At 35.4% G+C, this 11018-nt stretch carries 9 protein-coding genes; 1 reads left to right on the forward strand and 8 read right to left on the reverse strand.

Annotation, left to right across the window (positions count from 1 at the left end; all coding sequences use genetic code 11):
* Positions 1-172: 172 nt before the first annotated feature.
* The 6 genes from ACIQ2X_RS09345 to ACIQ2X_RS09370 all read right to left on the reverse strand — a co-directional run bounded on the left by ACIQ2X_RS09345 (position 173) and on the right by ACIQ2X_RS09370 (position 7228).
* Positions 173-1873, reverse strand: coding sequence for a SusC/RagA family TonB-linked outer membrane protein (locus tag ACIQ2X_RS09345; RefSeq protein WP_396178662.1), 1701 nt, complete (start codon positions 1871-1873; stop codon positions 173-175).
* A 309-nt stretch (positions 1874-2182) separates the two neighbouring features.
* Positions 2183-3499, reverse strand: coding sequence for a DUF6377 domain-containing protein (locus ACIQ2X_RS09350; protein WP_396178663.1), 1317 nt, complete (start codon positions 3497-3499; stop codon positions 2183-2185).
* 18 nt (positions 3500-3517) lie between these two features.
* Positions 3518-5050, reverse strand: a complete 1533-nt coding sequence (locus ACIQ2X_RS09355; RefSeq protein WP_396178664.1) for a cryptochrome/photolyase family protein — start codon at positions 5048-5050, stop codon at positions 3518-3520.
* 71 nt (positions 5051-5121) lie between these two features.
* The gene (locus ACIQ2X_RS09360) at positions 5122-6405 is read right to left on the reverse strand and encodes a DASH family cryptochrome (protein ID WP_396178665.1); all 1284 of its coding nucleotides are present in this window, start codon (positions 6403-6405) and stop codon (positions 5122-5124) included.
* A 38-nt stretch (positions 6406-6443) separates the two neighbouring features.
* Positions 6444-6590, reverse strand: coding sequence for a DUF2256 domain-containing protein (locus ACIQ2X_RS09365; protein ID WP_396178666.1), 147 nt, complete (start codon positions 6588-6590; stop codon positions 6444-6446).
* Positions 6590-7228 (reverse strand): flavin reductase family protein, encoded by a 639-nt coding sequence (locus tag ACIQ2X_RS09370; RefSeq protein WP_396178667.1) that lies wholly within the window; start codon positions 7226-7228, stop codon positions 6590-6592. Before ACIQ2X_RS09370 ends, ACIQ2X_RS09365 begins: the two co-directional genes overlap by 1 nt.
* A 154-nt stretch (positions 7229-7382) precedes the next feature.
* Here ACIQ2X_RS09370 and ACIQ2X_RS09375 point away from each other — a divergent pair, with 154 nt between their 5' ends.
* Positions 7383-8726 carry an FAD-dependent oxidoreductase gene (locus ACIQ2X_RS09375; RefSeq protein ID WP_396178668.1) on the forward strand — a complete coding sequence of 448 codons (1344 nt, stop codon included), beginning with the start codon at positions 7383-7385 and terminating at the stop codon, positions 8724-8726.
* Positions 8727-8777: 51 nt separating this feature from the next.
* On the opposite strand, the gene ACIQ2X_RS09380 is transcribed toward ACIQ2X_RS09375, so the two are convergent.
* A complete protein-coding gene (locus ACIQ2X_RS09380) occupies positions 8778-9140 on the reverse strand; it encodes a cupin domain-containing protein (RefSeq protein WP_396178669.1) in 363 nt (120 codons plus the stop codon).
* A 91-nt stretch (positions 9141-9231) separates the two neighbouring features.
* On the reverse strand, positions 9232-10746 hold the full coding sequence (locus ACIQ2X_RS09385; RefSeq protein ID WP_396178670.1) for a helicase HerA-like domain-containing protein: 1515 nt from the start codon (positions 10744-10746) through the stop codon (positions 9232-9234).
* Positions 10747-11018 lie beyond the last annotated feature (272 nt).

Raw genomic sequence — 11018 nt, forward strand, 5'->3', positions numbered from 1 at the left:
TGTAATTGAGAACGAATGTTTAAATTCGTTCTGGCATTGGAATGATAGACTTGTTGCATAATTATTAGTGTTTGTGGTAAAACAAAAATAATCAACTTTTTTATCTTTCCCCTTCGGGGTTTTCTTTGGAGGCGTAGCCGTAAAAGAAAACCCCGAAGGGGAGGAAATGCCATCAACAATGTTGTGAAACTTTACACTTACCATCATAATCATAATTAATTCGGCTGATGAAAGATGCGTTTGATTTCTCGTCTCTTCGCGCTGTTGCTTGAATGATTTGTGATCCACCATTGGGAGTCGTAATTGCAGCACTTGCAAAATTTCGCACTTGAATAGATGAGTTTTCAAAGGCGTTTTTTTGCAATACAGAACCTACTAAAACATCAAAGTTGTGGTTTTTAGCACTTTTCTTGTATTCCAAAGTATTGTCAAGAATGTAGTAGAAATTGTCGCTGGAACTTCGGTTGCTTTCGCCACTTATTGCTCGTCCAAAACCGGTTCGAAATGGATCTAAAAACGAATTGAAAACCCCTTTTCCATTGTCAATACCAACATTGGTTTTAAACTTAAAATCGTTTAGCAATTTGATTTGCATATAGAAGTTACTCAAAATTCGGGTACTCTCAAATTTGCGTTGCAATCCGTCGGTACTTGCTAATGGGTTTTCCCAATTTTGAAAAGGATTACTTGTAAAACTGCCGTCTGGATTATAAGCTCCAATTACCGCTGGAGTGGTCAAAGCGCCTAAAAGTACTCCTCCAATATTTACGTTATTATTTTCATTAATATCAACATCAGAATAGTTTGTATATGCAATTCGAGTTCCTAATGTCAACCAATCGTTCACTTTCTGGTCGAGATTGATTTTGAAATTATAACGTGTCATTTCGGCACTTCTTACTGCACCATTTTGACCGATATAACCTCCTGAAACAAAATAATTCGTTCCTGATTCGCTTTTTCCTGAATAGGATAAATTGTAGTTATTAGAAAAACCTGTTTGGAAAATTTCCTTTTGCCAATCGGTATTATTTTGGTACAAAGACCAATCGGTGTTGTAACCCAATTCGGTCATTAAATCCCTGTATTCCTCGCCATTCAAAACCTTTAAAGTACGCCAGGCTTCTGAAACTGAAGCATAGGTGTCAAATTGTAAAAGCGGTTTGGTCGTTGTTCCTTTTTTCGTAGTGATTAAAACAACGCCATTGGCTCCAGCGGCTCCATAAATTGCAGCAGAAGAAGCATCTTTTAAAATGGTTATGTTCTCAATATCAGTAGGATTTACCGATCTTGTGTCTGATGTGGGAACGCCATCAATTACATAAAGAGGTTCACTCCCCGAAGTAATGGAAGAAGTTCCGCGGATTCTAATATTCAATCCTTGCGAAGGTTTTCCGGAACTGCTCAAAACTTGCACACCCGCCGCTTGACCTTGAATTAAATTACCAATTTGTCCTACAGACCTGGATTCAAAGCTTTCAGAATTAATCACGCCAACTGCTCCAGTAACGTCTTTTTTTCGCTGTGTGCCATATCCCACTACAATTACTTCTGTTAAATCTTCAACTGCGTTTTGTAAAACCACATTGATATTCGAATTGGAAGTAACGGAAACTTCTTGCGAAATCATTCCAATGTAAGAGAATACCAAAATTCGATTTTCCTCACCATTAAAAGTGATACTATATTTTCCGTCAATGTCCGTTGACGTGCCAATAGTTGTGTTTTTAACACTTACGGTAACTCCCGGAAGTGGCAAGCCAGAAATATCTGTTACCATTCCGTTGATGCTTTTTGTTTGCCCAAAGGCAGCTGTAGAAGCAATCAGAAGAAGTAAAAAGAAATAGAGTTTACAATAGTACTTTTGTCTCATTTGTTTATGTTTTTTTTGGTTGGTTATTGTTACTTCCTTTTTTCAATAAAAATTTACATCGTTGTAGTTGTTCAAACGAAATTCACTTTTTAAGAAAAAGATTCAGATAAATCAAAAGTAATATGCTTTCGCAAAAAATGGGAGGTGAGGTAGCTAAAAAGTAGTAAATTTGAACCTTTTTAAAGATATAAAGTATTGATAATAAATTATGTAGTAAAATTTATTGTTTTAAAAAAAGTAGTGGTTTTTTTAGAAATTGGCTACAAAGGTGGTGTAAAATAATAGGTATTATTGGCATTTCAGAATGCGTTATTTGATTTTTTTAACTGATTCTTCGAAACTTTCTCTATCGATTGCGTTGTTTTTGATTTTTACACGATAATTGTAAATGGTGTTTATCGAGTAACGAAGTATCTTGGCAATTTTAGCACTATTTGTAATTCCAAGTCTAATTAATGCATAAATCCGCAGTTCGCTGTTTAATAATTCGTCGCTAGACTTAAGAATTACTTGATGGTCTTTTTTCAAAAGAGCATTAAATTGAGTAATGAAATTAGGGTAAATTTGCAAAAACGATTCATCAAAATTGTCGTAAAACACTTTAATTTCAGTATCAATCACTTGCTTGGATTTTGTTAGTTCGAGCAATTCTTTGGTTTTATTGGTTACCAAATGTTTCGTCACTAATTTCCGATACACATCTAATTTATCAATATACTCCGAATACAAATTAAGAAAACTTCCTATGTAATGTTCTTTGATGTCATTCGACTCGGATAGTAAGTCGTAGAGTTTCGACAAATCTTCATTTTTCGTATTTAATTCTAAATTTAGCCAGTTGAGCTCTTCATTGACCTTGTTTAAAGTGGCAGTTGCTTTAGTTAATTTTTTGTTTTGTTTGAAAATAAATCCAACAACTAATAGGAGAATCAAACTCAAAACGCTAACCATTATAACAAATCCTTGTAGCGATTTCTTTTGTTCCAAATTCCTGTTTTCATATCCGTTTACGATGGTTGGAAGTATGTTGGAAATGTTAACGAATCGAATAGGAGAGTTGTAAAACTTGGCATCTTCCATTGAAAAGAGAATAAAATTGTGAGCCCTGTCAATGTCGTTTTCACGATATAAAATCATACTTAATTCGGTCAAAGAAGCGTTGTCTCTGATGTTTGCTCTAATATCAGAAATGGCAGAAAGGATTAAATTTGTTTTTTGACTTTCAAAATCATTCATCAATTGATACAACAAGGAGCGCTCAAAAGTAACTAGTGAGTAATGTCTCGTACCCATTTTTGCGAGTTTCAACCTTTTAGAATTTATTTCAAGAGCTTGCTTTAGTTCTCTGTTATCTCTGAATTTCTTTTCCAATAAAGACTGATTTTCATCAGAAGAAGCGCCAAGTCGTGCAAAAAGAGAATCTTTATATTGAAGGTACATTTGGTCGTAGTCTTCTTTATTATTCTTCACCATCGTATAATAGCTCAAACCAGAATACGCTTCTTTGTGTATGAAATAAAAATCATTTTTAAGTTCGTCTTTTAAATTGCTTACCTTTAATTCTTTGATCAAATCCAAACTTTCCTTGTACCGACTGGAATCGACTAGCAATCGAGCAAGAATCAATGTAATGATGTCTTTTTCCTACAAGTTCTCCCTATTTTCCATCAACGAGATCGCCTTTTCTTTCGTAGCGGCCAATTCTGCAGGTTTCATCTTTTTTAACAAACTCATCATCATCGCCATTCGTTGGCTATTGGCAAAATAATCTTTTTTCTCGTCCAAAAAATGCCAATACAAACTGTTAAACGGACAGGCTTTTTCGCCCAATTTGTCCTTTACGTTATAATGACAACTGCCGCAATAATTACTCATTTTATTGATGTAACTGCCAGACGAAACATAGGGTTTTGTGGCAAGAATTCCGCCATCTGCATATTGACTCATTCCTCTTGTGTTGGGCATTTCGACCCATTCAATAGCGTCAATATATACGCCAAGATACCAAGCGTCTACTTCATCAGGATGCATTTGCATAAGCAACGAAAAATTTCCAATTATCATCAAACGTTGAATATGATGGGCATAGGCTTCTTCCAAACTTTGTGTAATCGCTTTTTGCATACAATTCATTTTCGTTTTGCCCGTCCAGTAAAAATCTGGTAATTTATGATGGTTTTCCAAAGCATTCATTTGGGCATAATTGGGCATTTCTTTCCAATAAATTCCCCGAACATATTCACGCCAACCTAGTATCTGACGTACAAATCCTTCTACTTGCGAAATAGAAATTTCTTCAGTGTTTTCATAATAAAAATCAACAACCGTGTCCACGACTTCTTTAGGCGAAAGCATCTTGCTGTTCATCGCAAACGACAATCGGGAATGAAACAGAAATTTTTCATCGGTATGCATGGCATCTTCAAAATCGCCAAAATGTTTTAGTAAATTTTCACAGAAATACGTTAATTGTGCTAAACACGCTTTTCTTGAAGTAGGCCAATTAAAGTTTTTACTATCGATTTTTCCAAAAGTAGCCACATTTGCTTTTTCAATTTCACTCAAAATTTCGTTTATATTTTGCTGGAAACCGATGGCAACTGGAATTGGAACTTGTCCCTTGTATTTTAACCGGTTGTCTTTGTCAAAGTTCCATAAATTTCCTTCCGGTTGACTTCCTTGCATCAATACATGGTGTTTTTTACGCATCATTCGGTAAAAATTTTCCATCAGCAACATTTTTTTGCCTTCAAAAAATTCGGATAATTCGGTTCTTGAAGTATAAAAATGTTCGCTATCGAAAGCTTTAAAATCTATTTTTAAGCTTTCGCAAAAGTCTTTTAATTGAACATCAAGTCGGTATTCATCGGGCAATTGATATTCAAAACATTCGATTTTTTCTTTTGAAATCAGATTAGAAAGTAAAGCAGTAAGTTCATTGGGATTGTCTTTGTCAGAAATTTTACAATACCGAACTTCGTGTCCGTTTTCCTTTAAATACTCCGAAAAATTCCGCATCGACTGAAAAAAAGCCACGACTTTTTGGATATGATGTTTCACATAATCGGTTTCTTGACGCATTTCTGCCATCACGTAAAGAATATCTGGATTTTTTTCATCAAACCAAGAATGTTCGTGATTTAATTGATCGCCAAGAACTAAGCGTAGTTTTTTCATAACATTTTTATTTCAAGTTTCAGGTTTCAAGTTTCGAGAGGAACCTGAAACTTTAAACCTGAAAAAATTTCTTATAACCAAAGTTTCTGAAATTCCTGATTCGGGTCGTACATTTCTGCTTGCCGTTTTATATTGAATTTCCGGTCTCTCGGGTCATTTCCTACACCCGAATTGTACATCCAGTTGCCATAATTGGAATGCACATCATAATCAATTAATAAACTTTCAAAATATTTTGCAGCAATCCGCCAATCTTGTTCCCATTCTTTCGCCCAGTAACTCGCTACATTTTGCCTGCCGCGGTTGCTCATAAAGCCCGTTTTTTGCAATTCTAGCATGTTGGCATTCACAAAAGGTTCTCGCGTGTTTCCATTTGTCCATTGTCGAAACGCCTTGTCGTTCACTTTCCAGTCGTATTCTTTACCTAAAATTCCTTTTAATTTAAATATTTTTTCGCCGTGTTTTAAAGAAATGTATTTAAAATAATCACGCCAAATTAATTCAAAAATCAACCAATACGTGTCTTCGTTTTTGCAAATTTCTCTTTCATAATTTTGCACTTCCCAGTAAATAGTTCGGGCAGAAATGCTTCCGTTTGCCAACCAAGCCGAAAGTTTAGAACTGTAACTTTCTCCAATTAATCCGTTTCTAGTTTTCTTATATTCGGATAAATTTTCGGTTTCAAAAAAATAATTTTCAATTCTTTTCAACGCATTCGTTTCGCCACCACGGAATGGAAAAGCCGAGTTTTTATGCAACTTAAAGTTTTCCAATCCCAAATCTTCTAAACTTGGAATTATTTTTGAAGTTTCAAAAAAGTTTTCCGCCGGCATCGAAATTTTCGAAACACACGAACGAATTTTACTTTCTTTTTCGCATTTTTTTCGGAATTCGGTAAAAACTTCGGGTATTTTATCGAAATCTGGATAGGGAATATCATCGGGATGGAACAGAAATTGGTCGTAAGTTTCTACCCATTTTATTGCAGTCCCGTCTATTTTATCTTTAACATTGTTGTTGATTAGAACTTCGTCTGGTGTCCATTCCTTTTGCGAAAAAATACCCGTAATAGGATGTTCGGCTACTAATTTTGGTAAAACATTTTCTGGCATATCATAAAAAATATACAATGGAATGTTCAAATTTGCCAGATTATTTTTTAAATCACGCAATGTTTCAAGAAGAAATTTGGCCCTGAATTTTTCAGTTTTCTTAAAGCCGTGTTTATTGGTTTCAAACTGCCTTGGGTCTAAACAATAAACGCCAATCAGTTTAGTGGCATTTTTACTTGCTTCAAAAAGTGAATTATTATCATTCACACGTAAATCATTTCTAAACCAAACTAGGTTATTCATTGGAATTCGGAATTTGTTGAACTTTTAAGCTTTTAACTTCATGTACTTTTAACCTTGCCTCTTTTACACTTTTCACTGCAATACAAAACTTCGTCCCAATTTTTCTCCCATTTCTTTCTCCAAGAAAAAGGCAATTGACACACTTTACAGATTTTTTCAGGAAGGTTGACTTTTTTATGAGCCATTACAACATGGATTTTGTGGGTTGGTCTGGTCGTGCATATTCCATTCGGTCTATTAAATTAGGAACTGCATAAGCGTCTAATCCGTTTATGGTAACCACTTCGGCAAGGTCCAGTCGCACCCAATTTTCTTTTTGCAACAATTCGTCTTCCACATATATCTTTTCTATAGAAGCGATGAGGTGAATGCAGCCGTTTTCTAAAATTGGATATTCATTGACAAATTTGCAAAGCAATTGAACTGGACTTCCTTTAACAAACGGAACTTTCTGATCCTCTAAAAATTCGGGTTCAAAATTGGTTTTCTCAAATTCTGAAATTCCAGAATCATAAGCGGCAGAAGTATGATGAGCGTCTGCAATCATTGCTTTAGTAATATGATTGACGGTAAAATATTGATTGTCCTTTATGTTAGTGTACGTATCTCGAGGCGTACTTGCAATAGGTCTAATCATAAAACCCAAAAGAGCTGGATTACTTCCCAAATGGGTTATGCTGCTAAAAATAGCTACATTCAGAATCCCTTCTTTTGAAATGGTTCCAATTAAGTTGGCTGATTTATAACCCGTAACCGAATTAATGAGATTCAGCCGCGGAATTTTGGACATAGTTGCAATCGAATCGGTATCAAATTTTTTCATCTTTGAAGTTTTAAGCAAAGATAATTTTTTTGTTTAACATAAATAAAAATTAATTAAACAAATTTTGCTATTTGTACTTAAATAAACCGACAAATAGTGAGTTCGCTTTTTTAATTTCTGTATTTTTGCAATTCGTAATTTTTATTAGAAATTCATGCAAACGCCTCAAAAAATGGCCGTAGTGGGTTCCGGATTAGTAGGAACATTATTGGCAATTTACCTCAAAAGAGCGGGTCACTCTGTAGCAGTTTATGACCGTAGTCCTGACATTAGAAACATTGAATTTTCAGGACGTTCTATAAATTTAGTGATGTCGGATAGAGGTTGGAAAGCACTGAAAGACATTGGACTGGATCAAGAAATTCGAAAAATTGGAATTCCTGTTGATAAACGGGCGATTCATTTACAAGACGGAAAGTTGAACAATCAATTTTATGGAAAAGAAGGCGAGGCAATTTTTTCTTTATCCCGCGGACTTTTGAATCGAAAAATGGTTGATTTAGCCGAAAAAGAGGGCGTTGAATTCTTTTTTGAACATAAAATTTGGGACGTTAATTTGGCATCAGCCACACTTTTTGAAGGCGAAACCGAACAAGGTGCTTGGAGAGAAATAAAATTTGATAAAGTATTTGGTGCCGATGGTGCTTTTTCAAGAATCCGTCACCGTATGCAACGCCAGTCGATGTTTGATTATTCGCAAGAGTTCATGAAAATTGGTTATAAAGAATTACATATTCCTGCAAATCCTGATGGTTCTCATAAAATTGACAAACACTCCTTACATATTTGGCCCAGAGGTAAATTTATGTTGATGGCTTTGGCTAATTTACAAGGGTCGTTTACATGTACCTTATTCATGCCATTTGAGGGAGAAAATTCGTTTGAAAATATCAAAAGTGAAGCAGATTTGACCAAATTTTTCGCCGAATTTTTTCCAGATACCAAAGAAGTGATTCCCGATTTAGTGCGTGACTTTTTTAAAAATCCAACGAGTTATTTGGCTATTATGAAATGTTTTCCTTGGACGTACGAAGATAAAGTAGCTTTGATTGGCGATTCGTCGCACGCGATTGTTCCTTTTTATGGACACGGGATGAATGCCGGTTTTGAAGATATTACCGTTTTGCACGAAATGATGCAGAAATACGGAGACGATTGGAAGAAAATTTTCTCTGAATACGAAATTTCTCGCAAACCCAATGCCGATGCGATTGCCGAACTTTCCCGAAGAAATTTTGAGGAAATGAGCGATAAAACCGCTGATGAAAATTTTATTCTTCAAAAGAAAATTGAAAAATGGTTTTCAGAAAAACATCCCGAAAAATGGATGCCGTTGTACAGTCGAGTAACGTTTAGTTTGCAACCCTATGCCGAAGCATTGGCCATTGGCGATTTTCAGAATGAAATTATGCAAGAAGTTTTGCAGATGGAAAACATCCACGAAAACTGGAATTCTGATGCTGTTGAACAAAAAATATTGGATTTATTAAAACGTTAGTAAAGACGCTACCAAATGCAGTACTTTAAATAGCCCAAACTAGAAAAACAACTACTCTTCCCGATGTACTTTTGTATAGTCAAAGGCAGGTGTACAAACTGAAATGTACTCGCACTCTTCGTCAAAGGGGTTGGAATATTGAACTCGGGTATTGGCGTCAATTTTTATGGATTGTCCTGCTTCTAAAATTAGGGTTTGTTCTTCGATAATAAACTGTTTTTTTCCTCTAATAATATAAGTGTATTCGGAAAACTCAGGTGTTTGAAACGGTTCGCTCCAATGTGGAGGAGCAATCATGTGTGCGATGGATATTTCGGAGTTTCCGTCTGTGGCTTTTCCAAAATGTTCTTCAATTAACTTCCCGTCTGTCGTTGGAACAATAAATGGTGCGGTTTGAATGTGGTATTTTTTCACTAAACGATTAATTATTTGTTTATACTCAATTGACTATTGCATTTCTTTTTAAGTTTGCCGTTGAAATTGCCTCAGCTGCACACTGACGGCCTTATTTTTTAAAAAATTTTGATAGGATTCCGAAAGCTCCACGAATAAAAGTAGCACTGGTTAAGACTTTTACCACCGTTTTGGTCGTGTCGCTCATTGGTTCTGGTTTTGATTTGGCTTTGGGTTTTTCTGCAATTTCTTTTGTTTCTACCGCTTTTGCTGCTTCTTGAATTTTGTGGTTCAGTATTTCATAAGCACTTTCGCGATCAATGACTTCGCTGTATTTTTTGACCAACTTCGATTTATTGTTGATTTCTGAAATTTCGGCATCATCCAATACATTCATTCGACTCATTGGGGCTCTCAACATTGTTGCAGCAAGTGGTGTTGGAATTCCTTTTTCATTCAAAACCGTAATTAATGCTTCTCCAATTCCCAAGCTGGTTAAGACTTCGTCTGTTTTATAAAATTCAGAAATCGGATAGTTTTCAGCCGTGCTTTTAATTGCTTTTCTGTCATTTGCCGTAAAGGCCCGAAGTGCATGCTGGATTTTCAAACCCAGTTGTGCCAAAATCCCGCTAGGAACGTCCATTGGGTTTTGCGTAATAAAGTAAATTCCAATTCCCTTCGAACGAATTAATTTGACAATACTTTCAATTTGATCGAGTAGGGTTTTACTAGCTTCGTTAAAAATAAGATGGGCTTCATCAATAAATAAAACCAACTCGGGTTGTCCGGCATCGCCTTGTTCGGGCATTTGCTGATAAATTTCGGCAAGTAAGCTCAACATAAAAGTTGAAAACAACTTAGGTTTGTCTTGAATATCGGTCAGTCGAAGGATGTTGACATAGCCTTTTCCTTCTTCATTTATTCGCATCAAATCGCTGATATCAAATGATTTTTCGCCAAAAAAAATATCGCCACCTTGCTGTTCAAGTTCAATGATTTTGCGTAAAATTGTTCCAGTCGTTGCGGTTGAAATTTTACCGTAATGTTCTTGAATTTCGTCTTTTCCTTCTTCGGTTATATAACTGATTACTTTTTTGATGTCTTTTAAGTCCAAAAGCGGCATTCTTTTATCGTCGCAATACTTAAAAATAATCGAAACTACTCCGGATTGTGTGTCGTTTAAATTTAAAATTCGGGAAAACAAAACAGGTCCAAATTCCGAAACCGTCGCGCGAAGTCGAACACCGTTTTGTGGCGAAAGTGTCAAAAGTTCAACAGGAAAAGAAGCCGTTGTATAAGGTAAATTAATTTTTTGATGCCGTTCTGCAATAAAAGGTAATGCTTCACCTTCAGCAGCAATCCCGCTAAAATCACCTTTAATATCCATCATCAAAACCGGAATTCCATGCAACGATAGTTGTTCAGAAAGCACTTGGATGGTTTTTGTTTTGCCAGTTCCTGTTGCTCCTGCAATCAACCCGTGACGGTTTAATGTTTTTAGCGGCACTTTTATCAATGCATCCGAATGTGCTACACCATCAAGCATTGCACCACCGAGAATGATGCTTTCTCCTTTAAAATTATAACCCGCACTTATCTGCTCTTTAAAAGCTGTTGTCTTGTCCATTGGTTTGTTTTTTGGTAAATTCAAGTCGAAATTACGAACATTTTTAAAAAGGTAAGTTGGTTTGATGGTATTTTTTGAGATAAATAATGTGAATATGGAGCATAAACTCATTTTTTAAGTGTTTGTTACAATAAAATGGAGGGATTTGGAGTTTATTAAATTGTAAAGTCAATCTTACCTTATTATTAATCAACCGAAGCATAGCTGTCTTATCTTTAAAATTTTTTAAAAAATATGCATTAAATTACCTTGATATTTGAGAGTTTTGTATT

It is taken from the genome of Flavobacterium sp. (genome assembly GCF_044368625.1).
Lineage (GTDB): Bacteria > Bacteroidota > Bacteroidia > Flavobacteriales > Flavobacteriaceae > Flavobacterium.